The sequence below is a fragment of the Schaalia sp. HMT-172 genome, assembly GCF_030644365.1.
Lineage (GTDB): Bacteria > Actinomycetota > Actinomycetes > Actinomycetales > Actinomycetaceae > Pauljensenia.
The window spans coordinates 1,249,128-1,272,417 of sequence record NZ_CP130058.1; the positions used below are offsets into that span (position 1 = coordinate 1,249,128).

18 protein-coding genes are annotated in these 23,290 nt (G+C 67.9%); 7 read left to right on the forward strand and 11 right to left on the reverse strand.

Features of this window, described 5'->3' with window-relative positions:
* The first annotated feature begins 113 nt into the window (after positions 1-113).
* The gene (locus tag QU663_RS05230) at positions 114-1,727 is read left to right on the forward strand and encodes an ABC-F family ATP-binding cassette domain-containing protein (RefSeq protein WP_021611016.1); all 1,614 of its coding nucleotides are present in this window, start codon (positions 114-116) and stop codon (positions 1,725-1,727) included.
* Positions 1,728-1,791: 64 nt separating this feature from the next.
* Here the strand turns inward: QU663_RS05230 and QU663_RS05235 are convergent, their stop codons facing one another.
* From QU663_RS05235 to QU663_RS05255, 5 genes are all read right to left on the reverse strand, one after another.
* Entirely contained in the window at positions 1,792-2,589 is a 798-nt protein-coding gene (locus QU663_RS05235) for an amino acid ABC transporter ATP-binding protein (RefSeq protein WP_021611017.1), read from the reverse strand.
* Positions 2,586-3,545: an amino acid ABC transporter permease gene (locus tag QU663_RS05240; protein WP_021611018.1), complete on the reverse strand. Its 960-nt coding sequence runs from the start codon at positions 3,543-3,545 to the stop codon at positions 2,586-2,588. The genes QU663_RS05235 and QU663_RS05240 overlap by 4 nt, the downstream gene beginning before the upstream one ends.
* Before the next feature lie 7 nt (positions 3,546-3,552).
* Positions 3,553-4,500 carry an ABC transporter substrate-binding protein gene (locus QU663_RS05245; RefSeq protein ID WP_021611019.1) on the reverse strand — a complete coding sequence of 316 codons (948 nt, stop codon included), beginning with the start codon at positions 4,498-4,500 and terminating at the stop codon, positions 3,553-3,555.
* A 99-nt stretch (positions 4,501-4,599) separates the two neighbouring features.
* Entirely contained in the window at positions 4,600-5,535 is a 936-nt protein-coding gene (locus tag QU663_RS05250) for an ABC transporter substrate-binding protein (protein ID WP_034480406.1), read from the reverse strand.
* Between the two features lie 144 nt (positions 5,536-5,679).
* Positions 5,680-6,372, reverse strand: a complete 693-nt coding sequence (locus tag QU663_RS05255) for a DUF4191 domain-containing protein (protein ID WP_009056190.1) — start codon at positions 6,370-6,372, stop codon at positions 5,680-5,682.
* Between the two features lie 261 nt (positions 6,373-6,633).
* Here QU663_RS05255 and QU663_RS05260 point away from each other — a divergent pair, with 261 nt between their 5' ends.
* Positions 6,634-7,815, forward strand: a complete 1,182-nt coding sequence (locus QU663_RS05260; RefSeq protein ID WP_332248477.1) for a lipopolysaccharide kinase InaA family protein — start codon at positions 6,634-6,636, stop codon at positions 7,813-7,815.
* A 61-nt stretch (positions 7,816-7,876) separates the two neighbouring features.
* Here QU663_RS05260 and sucB read toward each other — a convergent pair whose 3' ends face one another.
* Together sucB and lpdA are read right to left on the reverse strand one after the other, a co-directional pair.
* Entirely contained in the window at positions 7,877-9,613 is a 1,737-nt protein-coding gene (sucB, locus tag QU663_RS05265) for a 2-oxoglutarate dehydrogenase, E2 component, dihydrolipoamide succinyltransferase (protein ID WP_304990696.1), read from the reverse strand.
* A gap of 25 nt (positions 9,614-9,638) precedes the next feature.
* Positions 9,639-11,012, reverse strand: coding sequence for a dihydrolipoyl dehydrogenase (gene lpdA, locus QU663_RS05270; protein WP_034479968.1), 1,374 nt, complete (start codon positions 11,010-11,012; stop codon positions 9,639-9,641).
* A 212-nt stretch (positions 11,013-11,224) separates the two neighbouring features.
* On the opposite strand from lpdA, the gene QU663_RS05275 reads away from it, so the two are divergent.
* Entirely contained in the window at positions 11,225-11,716 is a 492-nt protein-coding gene (locus QU663_RS05275; protein WP_021610616.1) for a hypothetical protein, read from the forward strand.
* A gap of 78 nt (positions 11,717-11,794) precedes the next feature.
* Here QU663_RS05275 and QU663_RS05280 read toward each other — a convergent pair whose 3' ends face one another.
* On the reverse strand, positions 11,795-12,256 hold the full coding sequence (locus tag QU663_RS05280; RefSeq protein WP_021610615.1) for a tRNA (cytidine(34)-2'-O)-methyltransferase: 462 nt from the start codon (positions 12,254-12,256) through the stop codon (positions 11,795-11,797).
* A 4-nt stretch (positions 12,257-12,260) separates the two neighbouring features.
* The gene (locus tag QU663_RS05285; RefSeq protein WP_021610614.1) at positions 12,261-12,788 is read right to left on the reverse strand and encodes a YbhB/YbcL family Raf kinase inhibitor-like protein; all 528 of its coding nucleotides are present in this window, start codon (positions 12,786-12,788) and stop codon (positions 12,261-12,263) included.
* A gap of 132 nt (positions 12,789-12,920) precedes the next feature.
* On the opposite strand from QU663_RS05285, the gene QU663_RS05290 reads away from it, so the two are divergent.
* The 3 genes from QU663_RS05290 to QU663_RS05300 are packed head-to-tail and all read left to right on the forward strand — an operon-like array spanning position 12,921 to position 18,159.
* On the forward strand, positions 12,921-13,412 hold the full coding sequence (locus QU663_RS05290) for a hypothetical protein (protein WP_034479958.1): 492 nt from the start codon (positions 12,921-12,923) through the stop codon (positions 13,410-13,412).
* Between the two features lie 9 nt (positions 13,413-13,421).
* Complete coding sequence (locus tag QU663_RS05295; protein ID WP_021610612.1) at positions 13,422-14,993, forward strand: DNA polymerase Y family protein; 1,572 nt, start codon at positions 13,422-13,424, stop codon at positions 14,991-14,993.
* A 37-nt stretch (positions 14,994-15,030) separates the two neighbouring features.
* Positions 15,031-18,159, forward strand: coding sequence for a DEAD/DEAH box helicase (locus QU663_RS05300; RefSeq protein WP_021610611.1), 3,129 nt, complete (start codon positions 15,031-15,033; stop codon positions 18,157-18,159).
* Positions 18,160-18,174: 15 nt separating this feature from the next.
* Here QU663_RS05300 and QU663_RS05305 read toward each other — a convergent pair whose 3' ends face one another.
* Complete coding sequence (locus QU663_RS05305; RefSeq protein WP_021610610.1) at positions 18,175-19,230, reverse strand: alcohol dehydrogenase catalytic domain-containing protein; 1,056 nt, start codon at positions 19,228-19,230, stop codon at positions 18,175-18,177.
* A gap of 104 nt (positions 19,231-19,334) precedes the next feature.
* Here QU663_RS05305 and QU663_RS05310 point away from each other — a divergent pair, with 104 nt between their 5' ends.
* Positions 19,335-22,613 carry an error-prone DNA polymerase gene (locus QU663_RS05310; protein ID WP_021610609.1) on the forward strand — a complete coding sequence of 1,093 codons (3,279 nt, stop codon included), beginning with the start codon at positions 19,335-19,337 and terminating at the stop codon, positions 22,611-22,613.
* Positions 22,614-22,619: 6 nt separating this feature from the next.
* Here the strand turns inward: QU663_RS05310 and QU663_RS05315 are convergent, their stop codons facing one another.
* On the reverse strand, positions 22,620-23,276 hold the full coding sequence (locus QU663_RS05315; RefSeq protein WP_021610608.1) for an HAD family hydrolase: 657 nt from the start codon (positions 23,274-23,276) through the stop codon (positions 22,620-22,622).
* Positions 23,277-23,290: the final 14 nt, after the last annotated feature.

Consider the following 23,290-nt stretch of genomic DNA (forward strand, 5'->3'; position numbering starts at 1 on the left):
TAACGGTTATATGCACCACCCATTGTGCCCGGAAAAGGTGCCGTGTGACCCAACAGGGCACTGCCGGGGCGGGTTGATTCGCCCACAACGGTCCCTCCCTCTACTCTTGGAGCGTGATTAACGTCCAGGACTTCTCGCTGCGAATCGGTGCCCGTGAACTCGTCAACCACGCGAGCTTCCGCATCGACAAAGGAATGTGCATCGGCCTCGTGGGGCGCAACGGCGCCGGAAAGACCACGACAATGCGCCTGCTCGCCGGCGAAGCCGACCGCGGGGGAGCGGCCGAGTACACCGGCACAATCACCTCCAACGGAACCATCGGCTACCTCGCGCAGGACACGCACGTCGGCGACCCGCAGATGCTCGCTCGTGACCGCATCATCTCCGTGCGCGGCATCGACTCCATCATCGCGCGTATTCGCAAGGCAGAGCACGAGATGTCGACGACCGAGGGCGCCCGCCAACAGCGTGCCATGGAACGCTACGTCAAGCTCGATCAGCAGTTCACGAATTCGGGCGGCTGGGCAGCCAACGCGGAGGCCGCACAGATCGCCCATTGCCTCGGCCTCGAGGATCGCGTCCTGAATCAGAGGCTCGACACGCTCTCGGGTGGTCAGCGCCGCCGCGTCGAGCTCGCCCGCGTGCTCTTCTCCAACGCCGACGTCCTCCTGCTCGACGAGCCCACCAACCACCTCGACCACGATTCCATCGTGTGGCTGCGCGACTGGATCAAGACCTTCCCCGGCGGCGTCATGATCATCTCCCACGACGTCAAGCTGCTGGGCGACACCGTCAATCAGGTGTTCTACCTGGACGCCAACCGCGCCCACGTCGACATCTACCATCTCACCTGGGCCGCCTACCTCAAGCAGCGCGAGGAAGACGAGCGCCGCCGCCGCAAGGAACGCGCCAACGCCCTGAAGAAGGCCGAGCACCTCAAGGCCCAGGGCGAAAAGATGAGGGCCAAGGCCACCAAGGCCGTCGCCGCCCAGCAGATGCTGCGCCGCGCCGAAGAACTCTTCGCCCAGGCGGGAGGGGAGGTCGCTTCGGACAAGGTCGCGCGCCTGCGCTTCCCCGACCCCGCTCCCTCCGGCCGCGTGCCGCTCACCGCCGAGGGCCTGTCCAAGTCCTACGGGTCCCTCGAAGTCTTCACCGGCGTCGACCTGGCCATCGACCGCGGCTCCAAGGTCGTCGTCCTGGGCCTCAACGGCGCCGGTAAGACCACGCTGCTGCGCCTCCTGTCCGGCATCGAGGAACCCGACTCCGGCCGGGTCGTCCCCGGTCACGGCCTCAAGCTCGGCTACTACGCCCAGGAGCACGAAACCCTCGACGATACCCGCACAATTCGCGAGAACATGGCCGAGGCCGCCCCCACACTCGACGACACGCACGTGCGTAACATCCTCGGACAGTTCCTCTTCCAGGGCGACGACGTCGACAAGCCCGTCTCTGTGCTCTCCGGCGGCGAAAAGACCCGCCTCGCCCTGGCCACCCTCGTCGTCTCCGGCGCCAACGTCCTGTTGCTCGACGAACCCACCAACAACCTCGACCCCGCCTCCCGCGAGGAGATCCTCGCAGCCCTGCGCGACTACGAGGGCGCCGTCATCCTCGTCACCCACGACCCCGGCGCCGTCACCGCGCTCAACCCGCAGCGCGTCCTGCTCCTGCCGGACGCCGACGAGGACCTGTGGGACGACAGCTACCTCGACCTCGTCACCCTCACCTGAGGAGCAACGCAGCCCACGACAAAGGCCGGGACTGGACGAACCAGCCCCGGCCTCGTCGCACCTGTCAGAGGACCTTGGAGAAGAACTCCTTCGTGCGCTCCTCCGTGGGGTTGTCGATGACGTCCGCGGGAGCGCCCGCCTCGACGATCACGCCGCCGTCCATGAAGACCACCTGATCGGCGACCTCCCGGGCAAACCCGATCTCGTGGGTGACCACAGCCATCGTCATGCCCGACGCCGCCAGGTCCTGCATGACCTGCAGGACCTCGCCGACCAGCTCCGGGTCGAGCGCGGAGGTGGGCTCATCGAAGAGCATGATGTCCGGATCCATCGCGAGCGCACGGGCGATCGCCACACGCTGCTGCTGGCCGCCCGACAGTTCGGCGGGGTAGTGGTCCGCGCGATCCGCCAGCCCCACACGCTCCAGGAGTTCCAGGGCCTGCGCGCGGGCCTCCTTCTTCGAATGCTTGAGCACCTGAACGGGCGCCTCCATCACGTTCTCCAGGGCCGTCATGTGGGGGAACAGGTTGAAGCGCTGGAACACCATGCCGATGCGGGAGCGCTGCGCGGCGATCTCCTTGTCGTGGCGCTCGAAGAGCGCGCCGCCCGCATACTCGCGATAGCCCAGCAGCTCCCCATCGACGTACACGCGACCCGCGCTGATCGCCTCCAGCAGATTCAAGCAGCGCAGCAGCGTGGACTTACCGGAGCCCGACGGCCCAAGGATCACGCACACCTCGCCCGGCGCGATGTCCAGGTCGATGCCCCGCAGCACGTGCAGGTCGCCGAAGAACTTATGGACGCCGCGCACGGACACCATCGGCGTCGCATCGGTCGTCGTCTCCACAGCGTTGTCCGTCATGGTGTCACATCCAAAAACTTGTGCGTGCTCATCTTCTTGTCGTCCCCATCCGAGCTATCCTCGCCGGTGGACGCATGCGCGCCGGCGTTGTCGCGGCGCTCGAACCCCTTGCCGAAGTGCTTTTCGATCATCGACTGGATGACCATCAGCAGGCTCGTAATCACCAGGTACCAGATCGCGGCTGCGATCAGGAGCGGCACGGGGGCGAAGGTCGCCTGGCCGCGCTGACGCGCGATGAAGGTGAGCTCAAGCGTGAAGGGAATCGCCGACACAAGGGAGGTGGTCTTGAGCATCGAGATCGTCTCGTTGCCGATCGGGGGCACGATGACGCGCATCGCCTGGGGCAGGATGATCCTGCGGAAGATCGTCGCCCGCGGCATGCCCAGGGCCGTCGCCGCCTCCCACTGGCCCTTCGAGACGCTCAGCAGGCCCGCGCGCATGATCTCCGCGAGGTACGCGCCCTCGTTGAGGCCCAGGCCCACGAACGCCATCCAGAAGGGCGTGAAGTAGGTCGCCGTATTGAAGCTGACCTCCCAGCCCCACAGCGTGCCGAGGAACGGCACCCCAACGGACAGTGACGGGTAGAGCGTGGGCAGAAGTGACCAGAAGATCAGCTGCGTGTAGATAGGCGTCCCACGGAAGAACCAGATGTAGGCCATCGCCACCCAGCGCAGGACCGGGTTGACCGACTGGCGCATGATCGCCATCGTGATGGCGAGGACCGTACCCACCGCCATCGCGAGGACCGTCAGGATGATCGTGAAGGCGACGCCCTGCATGATCGAGGCGGAGAAGAGCCACTGGAACACGACGTTCCATTGGAAATTCACGTTGGTGATCAGGCCGTGAATGGCCATTGCCGCGAGGATAGCGACGATGATCGCGCTGACCCACCTCCCCGGCCGGGGGACGGGTTTGGCGTCGAGCAGCTTGACGCCGTCTTTCATGTGTGCCATGTGAGCCTCAGTCGGTGGTTGCCGGGTTGAGTTCCGCCGTCGTCAGGGCGGCTTCCTTCGCGCCGTAGGTGTCGAGGATGTCGGCGAGGTAGCCGTTGTCCATCAGGTACTGCATGGCCTTCTGGACCGCCTCAGCGAGCTGGGCATCATTCTTGTTGACGGCCACGCCCTGGGGGGCGGACTCGACGACGTCGCCGATCTGCTCGATCTGGCCGCCCGAGAGGGAAGCCGTGTATCCGATGACGGTGGAGTCGGCTAAGGTCGCATCGTACTGGCCGCCGATCACCTTGGTGGTGATGTCGGTCTGCAGGTCGTGCGGCATGATCGTGATCTTGTCCTTACCGTCGGCCTCGCATTTCTCGGACAGCTCGGTCGCGTAGTCTTCCTGAGCGGTGCCGGTCTGGACGCCGATGGTGGTGCCGCAGGGGTTGGTCGGGTCGAAGTTTTTCGGGTTGCCCTTGGCGACGCCGAAGGCGGATCCGACCTGGACGTAGGAGATCAGGTTGGCCTGCTCCTCGCGCTCGGAGGTGATCGTGAAGGAGGAGATGCCCACGTCGAACTTGGTGCCGAGGGCAGGGATGATCGTCGGGAACTCCGCGTGGTTGGTGGTGCCTTCCTTCAGGCCCATGACCTTGGCGAGGGCGCGGTTGATGTCGACGTCGTAGCCCTGGGGGGTCTGGGAGTCGTCGCCGAGGAATTCGGCGGGGGCGTAGTCCGCGGAGGCGCCGTTGCGCAGGGTTCCTCGCTTCGCGACGTCGTCGGGCACCAGGGCGGCGATTTCGTCGACCGTGGGGATCGCCGAGACGTCGTACGAGGTCGTGGCAGCGCTCGAGCTGGAAGTGTTCGCCCCGGTGGACGGTCCGTTCGAGGACGTGGCCGGGTCCGCGCAGGCGGCCAGCGGGAGTGCGGCTGCTGCTGCCAGAGCGATGAGAGCGTGTGCCTTCGTGATGGTCATGATGTGCCTTCCGATGGGGTGGGGCTGTGTGCCCCTGCGTTGCTACCATTATGCGCCTATATGCATAATGATGCATATTATGCGTTGAGTGTCACGCGATTATTCGACGGTAGGATTGAGTTCGGCCGTCGTTAGTGCGGCACTGTCGGCGCCGTAGGTGGCGAGAATGTCGGTGAGGTAGCCATTGTCCATGAGGTACTGCATAGCCTGCTGGACCGCCTCGGTCAGCGCTGCATCATCCTTGCTCACCGCGACGCCCTGGGGTGCGGATTCGAAGGTATCTCCGAGCTGGACGATCTTTCCGCCCGACTGCGCGCTCGTATAGCCGATGACGGTCGAGTCGGCCAGGGTTGCGTCGTACTGGCCCGATATGAGCTTGGTGGCAATGTCGGTCTGGAGTTCGTGTGGCATGACCGTGATTTTCTCCTTCCCGTCGGCCACGCACTGATTGGACAGATCGTCTGCGTAGGTCTCCTGGGCGGTGCCGGTCTGAACGGCGATCGTCATGCCGCACGGGTTGGAGGGGTCGAAGTTCTTCGGGTTCCCCTGTGCGACACCCCAGGCTGATCCTACGTTGAGGTAGGAGATCATGTTGACCTGCTGCTCGCGTTCGGAGGTAATCGTGAAGGAGGATAGGCCCACGTCGAACTTCGTGCCCAGTGCGGGGATGATCGTCGGGAACTCGGAGTGCTTCGTCGTCCCCTCTTCAAGGCCCATGACTTTCGCGAGCGCCCTGTTGATGTCGATGTCGTAGCCGATGGGGGTCTGCCCATCGGCAGCCATGTACTCGGCGGGGGCGTAGCCGGTCGATGCGCCGTTGCGCAGTGTGCCCCGCTTCTTAATCTCGTCGGGGACGAGGGCCGCGATCTCGTCGACCGTGGGGATGGCCGAGACGTCGTAGTGCGTCGTCGATGCGGCGGTGGAGGAGTTACTCTGCTCGGTCATGCTGGAGTTTGTCGTCGGGTCCGCGCATGCGGTCAGTGCAACCGCCGCCGTGGTCGCCGTCAGGGCTGCGAGAATCTTTGTCGAGTGCATGGTTATGTTCCTCAGTATCTGTATTGTTGCGGATCGTCGATACTGAATATGCAAGCAGACGCATACTATGCATGTCTAGGGAGTCTCACATCCCGGATACGAAAGTGGGCGAGCACACTGTGCTCGCCCACTTGACTGCGCGTCTTAGTTTCCGCGCAGCGCACGCCGCGACGCGCGGGCGCGCAGGGGATCAATGCCCTTGGGGATGGGAGGCTCATTCGAACGCAGCGCGTTGATGCGCGCCGACACCTGCGGAACCTCCTCCGCAGTCAGAACGTTCTTCAGGCCACGCAGGGCGCGCTGCAGGTCCTTCAGAGCTGTCTGACCATCCTCTCGACCCACCTGAATCTGGTGGACGGGAACGTTTCGCATCACCTTGGTGACGCGCTTGGCCTCGGACTGCAGGAGTGGGCGCACGCGGGACGCGGGTCCCTCGGAGATGAGGACGACGCCCGGGCGTCCGACGATGCGCCAGACCAGATCCTGCTCACGCGTGAAGGCGACCGGCTGTTCGGGAATGATCCAGCCACGCTGAATCTGGGAGAGCGCGACCTTCACGGCCCCGGCGGTTTCTTCGACCTGCGCATAGAGCGCGCGGCGGGCCAGGAAGCTCAGGATCGCGAGGGCTGCGGTGATGGAACCCATGATGCCGATGACGAGCCAGCCGATCCAGGATGTGTTCGTCAGGAACGCCAGCAGCATAAACACGGCGATGACGAGAGCGGCCGCTCCCAGGAGGATCCACGGCAGCGCCGGATACGTGCGTGCGGTCAGTCGATACGCGTCGAGCACGTTCTGGTAGAAGCGCCTCTTCGCAGGGGGATTCTTTTCACTCATAGGACCATTATTCTACGTGCTAACACCCCGACAAAGCCCACGCATCCGGCCGGGCACTATGTGAGATGAGTTGCATCACATTGAGTGAGTTTAGACAATGACCGTATGGATATCGGGGGATATGACATTGGTCAGGTGTTCCACATCGGCGCCCGTGGCCCGCTATGGAGGACGCGAACGAACGCCGGAGAGGCACTCATCGCCCTGCGCTCAGCAGACGATGGTCGGCGCTGCCTCCCGCGATGGAAGGCGTGGGCGCGTGTGTCGTCGCATCACGTCGTCGCGCTGCGTGACGTCGTCCAATCCGACGACGGTCGGTGGGCCATCGTCTATGACTACGTCCACGGTCGCCCGCTGGACGTCGAGATCGGATCGGCGGACCTTCGCCCCAAGGCAACCCGACGGCAGATTGTCGAGGGAATTGCCGCTGGCCTGGGTGCCCTTCACGCGGCGGGTATCGTCCACGGCGACCTCACGCCCGCAAACATCATGGTGACGCCGCAGGGCAGGGCGGTGATCATCGATCTCATCGACGAGATCGGGGAAGGGGAGGGGACGCCCGGATGGAGCGTGGACAGCGTCGGCATGGAGGGGGATCGTCAGTGCCTGCGCCGCATCGCCTCGCTCCTCGAGATGGACGAGGTCTTGGCGCAGCTCGGCTACGACGATGTCGCCGCCGCCGTGGCATCGGGGGCAACCCCAGTGCTTGCCGACCCCGAGGAACACGTCATCGCGCGCGAGCCCGTTGATCCCGAACAGGTCATCGCGGATCTTCGGGCGGCTGCCCTGCGCGAAGACACGGCTATCGAAGACGAGGGACACGCGCGGCGGACGAGGAGGCGAACGCACGCAGGAGACATGGGTCCCACCGAAACGAGAGGCCGGATCCGCACCAGGGCGGCGCTCGTTGGCGCAATCGCGGTGCTCATCCTCGCTCTCGGTGTCGGCGGTTACGCGGGATGGCGCACCCTGACTTCGACGGCGAGGCCGAGCGATGGGCAGGGCATTCAGTCCCAGCCCCCGGCGGACCCGTGCGATGTGACGGCGGTGACCGACCTGATCAATCACGCGATCGAGGTACGCGATCAGGCGGTTATCGCGGGAGATGCCTCGGGACTCGATGCCGTCCTCGGCGGAGAACTGCTCGATCAGGACACCGAACGGATCGAGTCAATGCGATCGGGAGGGGTGCGCGTCGAAGCACTCGTATCCCGTGTCGACGACGTCTCCGTTGTCGCCTGCGAACCCGGAGCTATCGACGTGAGCGCGACCCTGAGCGTCTTAGAGTCGCGCACCTGCGTGGAAGAGACCTGCGACCAACACGGGGCGCCGAACTCCGCCACTCTCACCCTGAGGGTTGATCCGGTGTCCGGCAAGGTCGTCGCGGCCACTGCGACACCATCCCCGGAGTCGGAGCAAGCCGAGTCGGGGCACAAGGAGTAGCGTGACAATGCAGTGATGGGGTGGGCCCGCGGGCCCACCCCATCACGAGCGTGGAAGAGAATCAGAGAGCCAGGTCGGCCTCGAACGCACCCTCCTCCAAGCGCTTCTTCACGTCCATGAGGAAGCGCGACGCATCCCCGCCGTCAATCAGGCGGTGATCGTAGGACAGCGACAGGTAGACCATGGAGCGGATCGCGATGACATCGGCGCCGTCGGCCCCCTTCATCACGACGGGGCGCTTAACGATCGTGCCGACGCCCATGATCGCGGTCTCGGGCATGTTGAGAACGGGCGTGTCGAAGAGCGCGCCACCCGAACCGGTGTTCGTGACCGTGAAGGTCGAGCCGGACAGCTCGTCGGGGCCGATCTTCGAGTCGCGGGTGCGTGCCGCCAGGTCGTTGATGGACGCGGCGATGCCGGGGATGTCCTTCTCGCCCGCATTCTTCATGACCGGGACGAGCAGGCCACGCGGCGTATCAACGGCGATGCCCACGTGCTCGTAGTCGAAGTACGTGACCTCCTTGTCGTTGATGGTCGCGTTGAGCTTCGGGTGGTAGGCGAGAGCCTCCGTCGCTGCCTTCACGAAGAAGGGCAGGAAGGTCAGCTTCGTGCCGTGCGTGGCCAGGAAGGTGTCTTTCGAGCGGGCGCGAAGCGCGGCAACCTTGGTGACGTCGACCTCGATGACCGTGGTCAGCTGAGCCGCGGTCTGGAGCGACTCGACCATGCGGCGCGCGATCGTCTGGCGCAGGCGGGTCATCTTTTCGGTCGTGCCACGCAGGGGCGACGGCTCGCGAACGGCCTCGGCCTTCGCGGCGGCGGGTGTGGCCGAGGCCGAGGCGGGAGTCGCCGCTGCGGCGCGCGCGGCGGCAGCCGCAGCCTCGACATCCTCGCGACGCACGCGACCACCGACGCCGGTACCCGACACGCTGGCCAGGTCAACGCCGAGATCGCGGGCAAGCTTGCGCACGATCGGGGTCACGTAGGCGCTGCCGGTCGCGGCCGCGGGGGTTGCGACGACGGGTGCGTTCGAAGCGGCCGCCGCAAGCGTGGAGGCGTTCGGGAACGGATCGACGGGCGCAGCGGGAGCCGCGGGCGCAGCGGGAGCCGCGGGCGCAGCGGGAGCCGCGGGGGCGACCGGAGCCGCGGGGGCGACCGGAATCGCGGGCGCAGCGGGAGCCGCGGGGGCGACCGGAGCAGCCTGAGCAACCGCCGGGGCGGCAGACGGGGCGGACGCGGAGATGACCGCGACGACCGTGCCGACCTCAACGGTCTCATCCTCGGGCACGCGAATCTCGGCGAGGAAGCCCGCAACGGGAGAGGGGACCTCGGAGTCCACCTTGTCGGTGGACACCTCGAGCAGCGGCTCGTCGGCCTCGACGGCGTCGCCCACGGCCTTCAGCCACGTGGTGACGGTGCCCTCGGTGACGGACTCGCCCAGCGCGGGCATGCGGACCTCGGTGCCCGAAGCGGGTGCGGCGGAAACGGGGGCCGCGGGGGTGACCGGCGCGGCGGCAGCCGGCGCAGCGGCAGCCGGAGCGGCGGCGGGGGCCGAGGCCTCGGACGCGTCGCCGATGCGCGCGATCTCGGTGCCGACCTCGACGGTCTCGTCCTCGGGAACCAGGATCTCGAGGAGGACGCCCGCGACGGGGGAGGGGACCTCGGAGTCGACCTTGTCGGTGGACACCTCAACGATGGGCTCGTCGAGCTCGACGGTATCGCCGACCTGCTTGAGCCACGTCGTAACGGTGCCCTCGGTGACGGACTCGCCCAGCGCGGGCATGGTCACTGACGTTGCCATGTGTGTTCTCCTAATAAAAGCTGTATCAGTTGTGGACGTGGAGGGGCTTGCCGGCCAGCGCCATAGCTGCCTCGCCGAGAGACTCGTTCTGGCTCGGGTGGGCGTGAATGAGGGATGCGACGTCCGAGGGGTACGCCTCCCAGTTCACCATGAGCTCGCCCTCACCAATCTGCTCTCCGATGCGCGCGCCGATACCGTGGAAGCCCACGATCGGTCCGCCCTCCACCGAGACCAGCTTGATGAGACCCGACGTTGCCAGGATAGACGACTTTCCATTGCCCGCGAGGTTGTACTCAACCGTGCGCACCCGATCGCCATACTTCTCGCGAGCCTGCTTCTCCGTCATGCCGACCGAAGCGATCTCGGGCTCGCAGAAGGTCACGCGCGGGATGTCGATGTCGGCCTGCATGGTCGGGTTCAGGCCCGCGATCTCCTCTGCCACGAAGATGCCCTGCATGAAGCCGCGGTGAGCGAGCTGCAGGCCAGGAACGATATCGCCGACCGCGTAGATGTTGCCAACGCCGGTGTGCAGGCGCTCGTTCGTGATGACGAAGCCGCGATCCAGCGTGATGCCGACCTGCTCGTAGCCCAAGCCCTCGGTGACGGGGCCTCGGCCAACAGCCACCAGGAGCACGTCAGCGTCGAAAGACTTGCCGTCCTCGGTGCTCACGTGCACGCCCTGCTCAGACTGCGAAGCCGACGCGAAACGGGTGTTCGTGTGGAACTTGATGCCGCGCTTGCGGTAGGCGCGCTCAAGCTGCTTGGAGATGGCCTCGTCCTCGTTGTTGGCCAGGTGGGGCAGCGCCTCGATGATCGTGACCTCGGCGCCGAAGCTGCGCCACACGGAGGCGAACTCGAGGCCGATGACGCCGCCGCCGAGGATCACGGCGGAGGAAGGAACCCAGTCCATCTGGAGGGCCTGGTCGGAGGAGATGATGCGTCCGCCGATCTCGAGGCCGGGGATCGAACGCGAGTAGGAGCCGGTCGCGAGCACGATGTTGCGGCCGGTGATGCGCTGGCCGCCCACCTCAACGGTGTTGGCGTCGGCGAGGCGGCCCCAGCCAGAGATGAGCTCGACGTTGCGGGACTTGAGCAGCCCCTGCAGGCCCTTGTACAGGCCGGAGATGACCGAGTCGCGGTACTTGCCGACCTGAGCCATATCGATGCCGTTGAAGGTGGAGTTGACACCGAACTTCGCGGACTCTCGCACGGCCTCGGCAGTCTCGGCCGCGTGCAGGTACGCCTTCGTGGGGATGCAGCCGCGGTGCAGGCAGGTGCCACCGACCTTATCGCCGTCGATGAGGGCGACCTTCATGCCCAGCTGCGCCGCGCGCAGGGCGGTCGCGTAACCGCCGGAACCCGCACCCAGAATGACGATGTCGTAGATCGATTCGCTCAAGGTAGACAACTCCTCGTTGATGAACTGAACGCTCAGTATGGTTGATTTCATGACGGGCCTCACGGTCCATATAGGCCCATTGTCCCACGTTTGCCCATCGCTGTCCCACAGGTCGGTGTGCCGAGTTGGTGTATCGGGACACACGATCCCGTGCGGCGGGTCGCCTGGCGGAACGCGGTGCATCGAGACAGGCCTGTCGGTAGGATCGAAGCGTGCACACACAAGACGCGACTCATGACAATGGCGGCGCTCGCGACAAGCGCCCACCCTCCCTGGGGCTCGGGCGCATCATTATCGCGCTGTTTTGGGTTCTCGGTGTCTGGATTTTTGCGACGGCTATCATCGATCTTTTTCACGGGCAGGGCAAACCTTGGGGGCCGCAGCTCGTCGCCCTCCTGGCGGGCATCGACTACCTCGTCGCCGCGACTGCCTTGACGCACAACGGCAAGCGCATGCGCATGGTCGGCTGGGTGTCTATCTCCCTGTCGATTGGGATCCCCCTCGTCCTGTGGGTTGCCTCCCTCGGGTTGGACGAACTCAACTCCGCGCGCTCGGCCTGGACCGCGATGGGCGCCGACTTCTACTACCTTCCCCTGGTCGTCTCGCTCATCGGCATCGTATGGATGTGGCGCTCGAATCCTCGCCGGATCGTCTCGCTCGCCGAGCAGGTCGAGCGCTCGGGCCCGCCATGGAAGGCGAGCTGACGCGGGTATTGGCCCGATATCAAGAGACGAGGCGAGGCCCGGCGGAGCGATCCGATCCGGGCCTCGACCGGTTGGAGTCTAGACCCCGCCCGGGAATCCCAGCTGACGCCACGCCTCGTACAGGACGATTGACGCCGAGTTGGCGAGGTTGAGCGAACGCACCCCCTCGCGCATGTGGATGCGGACGCGCTCGCGCACGCGCGGATGATTCATGGCCTCCTCGGACAGGCCGACGGACTCGCGCCCGAACAGCAGAGCGTCGCCGTCCTGGTAGGCGACGTCCGAATACATGGAGGTCGCGTGCCCCGTCAGCGCCCACACTCGTCCGGGAACCTGGGCGAGGGCGTCGTCCAGGCTCTCGTGCACCATGACGTGCGCGAGGTCGTGGTAGTCGAGGCCCGCTCGGCGCAGCTTCGCGTCGTCCATGTCGAAGCCCAGGGGTTTGACCAGGTGCAGCATGGATCCGGTGCAGGCCGACAGTCGGATCGCGGCGCCCGTGTTGCCAGGGATTTCGGGCTCCCAGAAGATGATGTGCAGCATGTCCTCAGGCCTGGTGGGTGACGGTCAGGGTGGCACGCGCGATCGTGTGCTCGAGCGCGGCGAACGAGGCCATGGCGGGGGTCGCGTCGTCGTCGAGCCCCAGGGTGTCTACGTCGAGCGCGTGCACCGTGAAGATGTAGCGGTGGGGGCGGTCGCCGGCCGGCGGGGCGGCTCCGAAGTAGGAGGCCTCGCCCGCATCGCCGCGCAGGTGGAACGCGGGGCCGTCGAGGGTGAGATCGGATGTGCCCGCGCCCGGGTCTAGGTGGGTCATCGAGGCGGGGATGTCCAGGATCGTCCAGTGCCACCAGCCCGAGGGGATGGGGGCGTCCGGGTCGAAGCAGGTCAGCATGAAGCTGGCCGTCTGCTCGGGGAAGCCCTCCCATGTGAGGTCGGGGGAGAGGGAGCCTGCGCGCGCGGTCGCCGACTCTGGCATGGGTGCGCCGTCGGTGAGGGTGGACGAGGTCAGGGTGAAGCTGGGCAGATCGATGCCCTCGAAGGGGGCGGGTGCCGGGGGGCGAGTATCGATGTTCATGAGTACTCCTTTTCTTGTGTCCCCATTGTCGCGTATGAGATGGGGAACGTGCGCCCGGGACGCAGATGTGTGAGCGGGGTTCTACACTTCCCCTATCGAACAGGTGTTCTACGGTTGTGGAAAGGGGGAGACGTGTCCGATGCGCGCATGCGCCTGCTGCGAGCCCGTGAGGCTCTGAGCCGCGCCGAAAATTCTGTCGGTCTGCGCGGCCGGGTCGCCGTCGAGGCACCTCGTATATCCGGCGCACTCGCCCCGGTCCTCCTGGGCCCACAGGACAGGGGACGGCTGATACGCATCCTCATCGACGCCTGCCCGCCAGAGGGGTGGATCGGGCTGTGCGGGGTACGCCATATCGGGTGGGAATGGGCCGAGCGCCAGGGGATGGACCTGGAGCGCGTGCTCGTCCTGAGCCCCGGGGAAGGGACGAACGTGGGGCAGCTGTGCGCGCTACTTCTCGACGCCTGCGACGTCGTCTGCCTGGATGTCGCGGAGCTGACCCGCTCCGAGTGCCGCACGCTGGCGGCCCGAGCCCGCTCGCTGGGGCGCACCCTCGTGACGCTGCGCGCGTGGCCGGGGCTCTCGCGCGCGACGAACGTCGCGGGAGAAAGACGGGCGGTGGTCTAGGTGCGCTACATGGTGGTGTGGGTGCCCGACTGGCCCGTGAATTGCCTGGTGGTCGACCTGCCTCCCGGTGGGTGCGGCGCCGTGACCCACGCGGAACGTATCGAGATCGCCAGCGCCGCAGCCAGGCGCTGCGGTGTGCGCTCTGGGATGAGCGTGCGCCAGGCGACCTACCTGTGCCCGGAGCTCGTGTGTCTGCCGCGTGACCCCGACCGGGAGGCGCGCGCCTTTGGCGCGGTCGTCGACGCCTTCGACACGGTCGCGGCGGGTGTCGAGTGCCTGCGCCCGGGGCTGGCGCGCTGCCGCGCTCGGGGGCCCGCGCGCTGGGTGGGCGGAGAAGAGCAGGCCGCCTCCCTGCTGGTCGAGGCGATCGAGGCGGCCGTGGGTGTCGAGTGCTTCGTTGGAATTGCCGACGGTCCTCTTGCTTCCACGGAGGCTGCCAGGGCGGGGCGCATCATCCCCTCCGACGACACGCTCTCGTTTCTCGGCCCACTCGGCCTATCCAGCGCTCTGGGATGCGTGCCGACGTCGATGGACGAACGCATGCGGGCCACTATCCAGCTCCTGGCGGGGCTGGGCATCACGACGTGCTCGGACCTGCGCGGTCTTGGCCGGGGCCCCGTATGCGAACGTTTCGGGGACGTCGGCCAGCGCCTCTGGACGCTGGCATCGGGCGGGGATGTCGTCGTGCCGCTCGGGGTGCGCGCTCACTCGGACCTGTCAGTCGAGCGCGATATCGACAGCGGAGGAGAGCGCATCGAGACGATGACGATCCCCGTGACACGTGCGGCTGACGAACTCTCCGGACGCCTCTTCCGAGCGGGCCTCGTCTCGCACACGCTGCGCATCGACGTGACAGACGGTGGCGGCTCCTCGCGCACCCGCACGTGGAGCGGATGCGACCTGTCGGTGAGCGCCGACATTGCGTTGCGCGTGCGCTGGACCCTGACGGGGTGGATGAGCGCAACGCAGGGGCCCTCCGGTGAGGTCCGATCAATCCGTCTAACGGCCTGCGACCCGCATCCCGGCGATTCCGCTTCAGCCCTGTGGGGGCGCGGACACAGGGACGCAGACGTGTCGCGCAGCGCCGTGCGCATCCAGGGCCTGGCTGGGCCGGACGCTCTCCTGATGCCGCGCGTGCAGGGCGGGTACGACCCGCGCAGCCGCGTCGTCATGGCGCCGTGGGGGGCGGGGGAGGCGTTACGTTCCCGTTCTGGCGCCTGGGAGGGGGCCGTGTCGGAGCCACCGGCAACCCTGTTCGAGGAGCCGGTGCCGGTGCGTCTCACAGCGTCGATCGGAGCGGGCAGTGACATCTGCGTCGACCAGCGCGGCGCGCTGACGGCGCCCCCCGCGTATCTGTGCGCTGGACGCTCCGCTCATCGCGAATCGGATAGGTGCGACGCCCTCGCGGGCCTCGTGGGGCCCGCGAGGATACGCAGCGTCGCCGGCCCCTGGCCCGTAGCCGGGCGCTGGTGGGAGGGTGAGCGGGCCCGCGCCTACATGCGCGCCACGCTCGAGGACGGGCGAGTGGTCCTGCTCGTGTGGAGTGGGGGTGAGTGGATGGTAGAGGGGCTTGACGAGTGACGGCGCCGCACCTGAGAGCGTGCCGTAGACTGAAAGGATGGTAGCCCTGCCTCTGAGCGAGACCCTCGCGTCGATGTCCGACGACGACATCATGGCCCTCGTCGGCCCCGCCACCTGGGCCAACGGCCTGCGCCTGGAACGCGCGGGCGCTGTGCGCGACGTGTCGTGGGCCACGGAGGATGGCCAGCTGGAGGCGCGCGTGAAGGACGCGGGCCTGACCTATCGGGTGCGCATCTCGCACGGGGCGCTGCGCCCCACGCTCGCCTGCGCCTGCCCGCTGAGATCAGATTGCCCACACGCGGTGGCCGCGCTCATCACGGGCCGCGCGCAGGCCATCGAGCGCCAGTCCCACGTACCCGAGTGGAGCCGCGTCCTGGGTCAGGTGCTGGGGGGCGAACGCTCGCGCGGCGGAGATCCCCTGGCCCTCGTCATCGACGCGCATGATCCGGCCGTGGAGGCCTCGCTCACGCCGCTGCGGCGAGGAGCCTCCTCGTGGACGCCGAAGCGGGCCTCGTGGCTTGACCTGACGGCCACGCAGTGGGCATCGGTGACGGATGGGCTCGATCCGACCCACGTGTCCTTGCTTCGCGAAGGGTATCGACTCTCCCGCGAATCGCGCTCGTGGCATTCGCGCACGGAGGTGACCCTCAGCTCGCTGGGAGAGCACGCCTACGCGTGGCTGACTCGCCTCGTGCGCGCGGGAGTCGAGCTCTTCGCATCCGCGGACGCGCGCGAGCCCTTCGTGCTCTCGCACGCGACGTGGGACGCCGATATCGACGTGACCTGCGGCGACGAGGGGCTGGACGTGCGAGTCGTGGCACGCAACGGCGACCACGTGCTGTCCCGCCCGAGGATCGATCGCGACGCCGGTCTGCTGCTCCTCGATGGAGGCACGGCGGCCGCGCGCATCGAGGGGCTCGCCGCGCTGGACGGTTTTCCCCTCGGGCGCGCGCTGAGGGTACCGACCTCGGACGTCGCTGATTTTCGCGCCTCGTGGCTGCCCGCGCTGCGCAGACGTTTCGCAATGAGCTCCGTCGACGGCAGTTTCGACCCGGAGGCGACACCACCGGTGTCGGTCGTGGGCACGGTGCGCCGGGATGGGCAGACCGTCGTGGTGCGCTGGTGGGCAGAATACGACGAGGGTGGGTTGCGCTCACGCACGCCGCTTGCGCAAGGCGTTGGGGATCAGGCCGTAGCGAGCCTCGTGGAGCGCATCAACCGGTGGGGACGCGGCGTGGAAGGCGACCTATGGACGATGCTTCCGACCACCGGGCGGATCGCCCCGTGGCGGATTCCGCAGTTCCTGGCGACCGTCGTCGATCGCGAAGCCGTGGAAGGCCTCGTGTGGGACGTGGCCGACGACGTGCGCGCCATCGAGGTCTCCGACGACGGCATGGCCGTTGATCTGCGCGTCGAGGACGCACAGTCCGACTGGTTCGACCTGTTCGTGCGCCTGCGGGTCGGCGCCCACAGCCTGAGCGTGCGCGAGGCCCTCGAGGCCATCGGACGCGGGGACGACTACGTGGAGGTGGAGGGCGTCTGGGTGCGCCTGGACGGGCCACGCATCCGCGCGCTGCAGGCCCTCTTGGAGGAGGCACGTGCGCTGACGGGCTGGGAGGGTGAGGGTCTGCGCCTGTCGGCTATGTCGGCGGGCGTGTACGAGCTCTTCGAGAAGGAGGCCGACTCGGTCGTCGCATCGACGCAGTGGCGTGAGCGACTCGCCGCGCTGAGGGGGCAGGAATCGGGCGGCGGACTGGCGCCCGTGCCGGCCCTGGCGCAGGTGCTGCGCCCCTATCAGCGTCACGGGCACGCCTGGCTGACGTCTCGCCTGGGCGCCGGGATCGGCGCCATTCTGGCGGACGACATGGGCCTGGGCAAGACCGTGCAGATCCTCTCCGCCGTCGCTGCCCTGCGCGCCTCGGGCGCCAGCGTCGGGCCGGTCCTCGTCGTCGCCCCCACCTCGGTCGTGGGCGTGTGGGCCGAGCAGGCCGCGAAGTTCACGCCCTTCCTGCGCGTTCGCTGCATTGTCGAAACAGCGGCGCGCAGGGGAACGACGATCACGTCGCAGGTGCAGGACTGCGACATCGTGGTCACCTCTTACACGCTGGCGCGCCTCGAGGCCGACCAGTGGAGCGGGGTTGCTCTGGCCGGCGTCGTCATCGACGAAGCGCAGGCCGTCAAGAACCCCCGCACAGCCACGTATCGGGCGTTGCGTGACATGGATGCGCCCTGGCGCCTGGCGGTGAGCGGCACGCCGATCGAAAACTCGCTGGGCGACCTGTGGTCGCTCCTGTCCCTGACCTGCCCGGGGCTTCTGCCCGGGTGGGACACCTTCACGCAGAAGGTGCGCCGCCCCATCGAGGGGGGCGACGTGGGCATGGCCGCCCGCCTCACCTCCTACGTCGCCCCCTTCATCCTGCGCCGCACGAAGGAGGAGGTCGCCACGGATCTGCCCGACAAGATCGTCGACGTCGTGCGCGTGGAGCTCGGCAAGGAGCACCGCCACATCTACGACCAGTACCTGGCCCGCGAGCGCGCGCGGATCCTGGATCTGCTGGCCGATCCGGAGGCGAATCGCATGAGCGTGCTGGCGTCGATCACCCGTCTGCGTCAGCTCGCGCTCGACCCCGCGCTGGTGGATGAGTCGTATGCGCACGTGGGATCGGCCAAGGTCGAGTACGTTGCCGACCGCCTCGACGAGATTGTGCCGGGCGGGCACCGGGCGCTGGTGTTCAGCCAGTTCACGTCGTTTCTGGCTCGTATTCGGCGCGTGTTGGAGCGGCGCGGTATCTCGGTGGTGCAGCTGGACGGATCGACGCGCAACCGCGAGGAGGTGGTCGAGCGTTTCCGTTCGGGCCAGGCGTCGGTCTTCCTGATTTCGCTCAAGGCCGGCGGCTCAGGCCTGACGCTCACGGAGGCGGACTACGTGTATGTCATGGACCCGTGGTGGAATCCGGCGGCCGAGGAGCAGGCGATCGACCGCGCCCACCGCATTGGCCAGACGAAGAAGGTCAACGTCTATCGGCTGGTGGCCACCGACACGATTGAGGCGAAGGTCGTGGAGCTTCAGGACCGTAAGCGGCGCCTGATTTCCTCGGTGATGAACGGGACGGGGGCGGGCGCGTCGCTCAGCGCTGCCGACCTGCGAGGCTTGCTCGAATGGTGACGCCCCGGCGAGGGATTACCCCTGCTCTGGGCGCACGGCGACCTTGAGGCCGACGCGGGAGCGGACGGCGTCGAGGGCGGCATCGACCTCGGTGAGGGCGAATTCGTGCGTGATCAGCGCGGAGAGGTCGAGAGCGCCCGTCGATAGTGCAGTGACGGCTGCCGCGTAGTCTGCCAGGGTCGCGTTTGCGCTGCCGGAGACGGTGAGCTCGCGGTAGTGGACCACGTTCGGGTCGATCTGGGCCAGTGCACCGGCGGGGAAGCCCGCGAAGCAGGAGACGCTCCCACCGATGGCCGCGCACTGGGCGGCGACGGGGACGAGGCCGGGGTCGCCGACCGCGATGATGACGACGTCCGCGCCGGCTCCGCCCGTCCAGTCGCGCACCTCGGCGACGAGGTCGTCTCCCTGGGAGGCGGTGGTAACCTGTGCGCCGAGGGCGAGGGCGGGGGAGAGGCGGTTGGGGCGCCCGCACGCCATGACGGATGCGTGGGCGCTGGCCGCGAGCGCGCAGTGGATGAGTCCGATGGGGCCGGTGCCCAGGACGAGGACCCGGGTGCCCTCGGTGATGGGCAGGCGTGTGGTGGCTCGCAGGCAGCAGGAGAGGGGTTCGGCGAGGGCTAGGAGGGGTGGGGCGATCTCGCGCGCGGTGGGGGTGATGCACGCGAGGGCTCGTTCGGGCACGCGGATGACGTCGGCGAGGCCGCCGTCCACTCCGGTTCCGAACAGGGCCATGGAGGCACAGACGTTGGAGCGCCCGGCGGTGCACGGCTCGCAGTGGCCGCAGGCGATTTCGGGGGCGAGGCCGACCTGCGTTCCCGGGGCGGGGACGTCGACGCCGGGGGTGAGGGCGGAGCCGACGCGCCAGACGCGAGCGGCGATCTCGTGGCCGAGGATCACGCCGGGGGTGACGCCCTTCGTTTTTTGTCCGGTGACGATGCGCAGGTCTGTGCCGCACAGCGTCGTGGCCTCCACGGTGAGGAGGGCGTCGCGCGGCCCCAGGGCGGGAAGTGGGCGCCGGTCCAGGGTGAGGGTGCCAGGTGAGGTGAGCGACGCTGCGAGCATGGAGTCCATGCGACCAGGATAGGGCGTGGCGGGGTTGTTATGAGTGCCTTGCGTCGCGCGTGTGTGGGCGGCAAACGACGGACTATCGAACAGGTGTTCGATATAATGGTGTAGTGAGTGATGAACCCCGATACGCCGAGCTGCATGCCCACAGCGCCTTCACCTTCCTAGAGGGCACCGACGAGCCTGCCGATATGGTGGCGCAGGCCTCGCGCCTGGGCTTGGACGCGCTCGCCATCCTCGACGTGGACGGCATGTATTCGACCGTGCAGACCACGATGGCGGCCCGTGACTGCGGGCTCCCCATCGTCTACGGGGCCGAGGTCACCCTGGACCCCCACGCGTTGCGCGCGATTGTTCCGGGTTCCCATGCGCGGGGCTGGGGGCTGGCTCCCGGGGCCGAGGAGCCGGGGATCCGTCTGCCGCTGCTGGCCGGGGGGCCCGACGGGTACGAAAACCTCGTGGGCATGATGAGCACGCGGGCGCTGGCCCGGGAGGGGGAGCGCTCTCCCCGCTTCACCCTGGAGGACGTGAGCGGGGCCGGTGGCGGCCTCGTCGCCCTGACCGGGGGCAGGCGGGGCCCCCTCATACGTGCCCTGCGTGCGGGTGGGCCCACGTGGGCGCGACGGGTCATCAACGCCCTCGCGGAGGCGGTCGGAGGGGCCGATCGCGTGCTCGTCGAGTGGCAGGCGGCGCCGGGGGATGGGCCGCAGGACGCGGATGTCCTCGCGGATCTGGCACAGCGGACGGGAGCCATGCTGGTGGCCACGACGGGGGCGCGCATGTCCTCTCCGGCCAAGGAGGCCCTCGGCGATGTCCTCGCGGCGACCCGCATCGGCACCTCACTGGAGGAGGCCTACGCCCACCTGGGGGCACGCCGCTCGTTCCTGCGCTCGCCCTCCGAGATGGCACGCCTGCACGCCGCCTATCCCGAGGCCCTGAGCAACTCCTGCGAGGTGGCGGCGCGCGCGGCCTTCGACCTGCGCCTCGTCGCACCCAGGCTCCCTCACACGAGCGTCCCGACGGGCCATACTCCCCAGACGTGGCTGTCCCACCTGGCCCGGCAGGGCGCACGCGAGCGCTACGGCAGGCGGGAGGAGCATCCCAGGGCGTGGGAGACGATCGACCGGGAACTGGGCGTCATCGAGCGCCTCGGTTTCGCCGGTTATTTCCTCATCGTCAAAGAGATCGTGGACTTTTGCGCCCAGCGTGGCATCGTGTGCCAGGGGCGTGGCAGCGCGGCGAACTCCGCCGTGTGCTTTTGCTTGGGCATCACGGCGGTGGATGCAGTGCGCCATCACCTGCTCTTCGAGCGTTTCTTGTCGGACGCCAGGTCGGGCCCTCCCGATATCGACGTCGACATTGAGGCGAGCCGGCGCGAAGAGGTCATCCAGCACGTGTACGAGCTCTATGGGCGCGATCGTGCGGCCCAGGTCGCCAACGTCATCACGTATCGTCCGCGCTCGGCGATGCGTGACGCGGCGCGGGCCCTGGGCTATCCGGCGGGCAGCGCGCAGGCGTGGTCGCGGGGGAAGGGGGAGGCGCCGCTCCTCGTGAGCGAGGCCGCCCGGGCCTTGTCACGCCTGCCGCGACACATGGGCATCCACTCGGGGGGCATGATTCTGACCGATCAGCCGGTCTCGCGTATCTGTCCGGTCGGGTGGGCAGCGATGGAGGGGCGCACCGTGCTCCAGTGGGACAAGGAGGACTGCGCGGACGCGGGCCTGGTGAAGTTCGATCTGCTCTCTCTCGGCATGTTGACGGCTCTGCGCATCGCCTTCGACGAGTTGGGTGACGGCTCGGGACGCGGCGAGCATCATCCTCCCCTGCGCGGCTGGGCGTCGCGCGCCCTGAATGGGGTGGGGGAGCGTCGGCTCGGCCTGCACACGCTTCCCGCGGAGGATCCTCGCGTCTACGACCTGCTGTGTGCGGCTGACACGGTGGGCGTGTTTCAGGTGGAGTCGCGCGCACAGATGAATACGCTTCCGCGCCTGAAGCCCCGATGCTTCTACGACATCGTCGTCGAGGTGGCTCTCGTTCGGCCGGGCCCCATCCAGGGTCGCGCGGTCAACCCGTATCTGCGCCGACGCGCTGGGAGGGAAGCGGTCACCTACCTGCACCCCCTGCTGGAGCCTGCCCTGCGTCAGACTCTGGGCGTCCCCCTCTTTCAGGAGCAGCTCATGCGCATCGCCTCGGACGCGGCGGGCCTGTCCGGAGCCCGCGCCGATCAACTGCGCCGAGCCATGGGGGCCAAGCGCAGCCCGGAGCGCATGGAGGCCCTCAAGGAAGATCTCATGGCTGGGATGGAGACGCGCGGTATTGACGCGCCCACGCGCGAGCGCATCTTCGATCAGCTCAAGGGTTTCGCCGACTTCGGCTTCCCCGAGTCTCACTCTTTTTCCTTCGCGCACATCGTGTACGCGTCCGCGTGGCTGAAGGTGCACGCACCCGAGCACTTTTATGCGGCGATCCTTTCCTCCCAGCCCATGGGGTTCTACTCGCCGGCGACGCTGGTCCAGGACGCGCGCAGGCACGGCGTGAGGGTCGCGGGCCCGTCGGTGAACGCCTCCTTCCTGGACGCGGGCGTGCAGCTCGCGACCGTCGCGCCAGAAGAATATCGGGAGGGGCGCCCCGACCCGCTCCCGTCGCGCCAGGTCGTCCCCCTGGATGTGGATCCCTCGCTGGTGCTGCGCATCGGCCTGTCCTCGGTACGAGGCCTGGGCGGGGCCGCGACGCGCATCGTGACGGCCAGGGAAGCGGGAGCCTTCACGAGCCAGGCGGATCTGGCCGCGCGGGCCCACCTGAGCGCCACGGACATGGAGAAGCTGGCCCTGGCCGGGGCGCTTGAATGCCTGGGAGTGAGCAGGCGTGAGGGCGCCTGGTCGGCCGGGGCGCTGGCCGCGCCGACGTCGAGGCGGGGGGAGTGGCAGCCCTTCCTGCCCGGCACCGAGGTGGGCACCCGCGTACCCGACCTGCCGGCTCTGACGCCGGCCGAGCAGATGTGCGCCGACGTCGAGGCGATGGGGCTCACCCCCGGGCGCCACCCGTTCTCTTACCTGCGCGACTGCCTCCCGAGCACGGTTCTTCGTGCCGCTGACCTGGGAGCCCACCTGGACGGGCGCATCGTCGAGGTGGCAGGCCTGGTCACGCACCGCCAGCGCCCCCACACGGGCGGCGGCGTCACCTTCTTGTCCCTCGAGGATGACACCGGCTACGTCAACGTCTCGGTGGCCGTGGGCACCTGGAATAAGTTTCGCCGCGTCGGCCTCGAATCGGATGCCCTGCTCGTGTCGGGAACCCTCGAGTGGGGCGACGGCGCGATCAACGTGCGAGCCTTCCGCCTGCGCGCCGTCGAGCTGCCCATCGACGTGCGCTCGCGCGACTTTCGTTAATGCCCCTCAGCGACCGGCAGGCATGAGGAGCGCACGCAGGTCCTCGACCGTGTCGCACACGACCTCGGCGTCGTCCAGACCGTCCGCCGTCGCATACCCCCACCGAACGCCGACCACCGCGATGCCGGCCTCGTGGCCGCCGCGCACGTCCCACACCGAGTCGCCGACGATCACGGGGTGTGACACGTCGGCGCCCATTGCGTCCAAGCGAGCCACGGCCTCGTGAATGACCGTCGCCTTGGAGGAACCCGGGTCCGGCGTGGCCCCCGCGATCACGTCGAAAGCGCCCGCCAGTCCCAGGTCCTCCATCTGTGACAGCGCCATGGGAGCCTGCTTCGACGTGGCCGTCGCCACTGGCACGCCCGCCCGATGCAGGTCCCACACCAGCTCGGGCACCCCCTCGAAAGGCACGGGGTCCAGATAGTGACGCATGTAGCACTCCCGGTAGCGTTTTACCAGGTCAGCCAAGAGTTGACCGGAGTAGCCCAGATCGCCGAAAGAATGCCACAGGGGAGGCCCCACATAGCTGCGAAGACGCTGATCATCGGGGATCGGCAGTCCGAAGTCTGACAGGGTTTCGCGGAAGGCGCCCATAACGGCCGGGGCGGAGTCGACGATCGTCCCGTCGACGTCGAAAAGAACAGCAGAAATGGGTAAAGACACTAAATCCCCCGAGT

What these genes read in the sequence shown, in the direction of transcription:
- QU663_RS05245 (WP_021611019.1), bottom strand. Translation starts at nt 4,500, where the DNA reads ATGACCATCACGAAGGCACACGCTCTCATCGCTCTGGCAGCAGCAGCC.
- sucB (WP_304990696.1), bottom strand. Translation starts at nt 9,613, where the DNA reads ATGGCAACGTCAGTGACCATGCCCGCGCTGGGCGAGTCCGTCACCGAG.
- QU663_RS05235 (WP_021611017.1), bottom strand. Translation starts at nt 2,589, where the DNA reads ATGACGGACAACGCTGTGGAGACGACGACCGATGCGACGCCGATGGTG.
- QU663_RS05295 (WP_021610612.1), top strand. Translation starts at nt 13,422, where the DNA reads ATGGTGGTGTGGGTGCCCGACTGGCCCGTGAATTGCCTGGTGGTCGAC.
- QU663_RS05250 (WP_034480406.1), bottom strand. Translation starts at nt 5,535, where the DNA reads ATGCACTCGACAAAGATTCTCGCAGCCCTGACGGCGACCACGGCGGCG.
- QU663_RS05240 (WP_021611018.1), bottom strand. Translation starts at nt 3,545, where the DNA reads ATGGCACACATGAAAGACGGCGTCAAGCTGCTCGACGCCAAACCCGTC.
- QU663_RS05305 (WP_021610610.1), bottom strand. Translation starts at nt 19,230, where the DNA reads ATGGACTCCATGCTCGCAGCGTCGCTCACCTCACCTGGCACCCTCACC.
- QU663_RS05300 (WP_021610611.1), top strand. Translation starts at nt 15,031, where the DNA reads ATGGTAGCCCTGCCTCTGAGCGAGACCCTCGCGTCGATGTCCGACGAC.
- QU663_RS05255 (WP_009056190.1), bottom strand. Translation starts at nt 6,372, where the DNA reads ATGAGTGAAAAGAATCCCCCTGCGAAGAGGCGCTTCTACCAGAACGTG.
- QU663_RS05285 (WP_021610614.1), bottom strand. Translation starts at nt 12,788, where the DNA reads ATGAACATCGATACTCGCCCCCCGGCACCCGCCCCCTTCGAGGGCATC.
- QU663_RS05280 (WP_021610615.1), bottom strand. Translation starts at nt 12,256, where the DNA reads ATGCTGCACATCATCTTCTGGGAGCCCGAAATCCCTGGCAACACGGGC.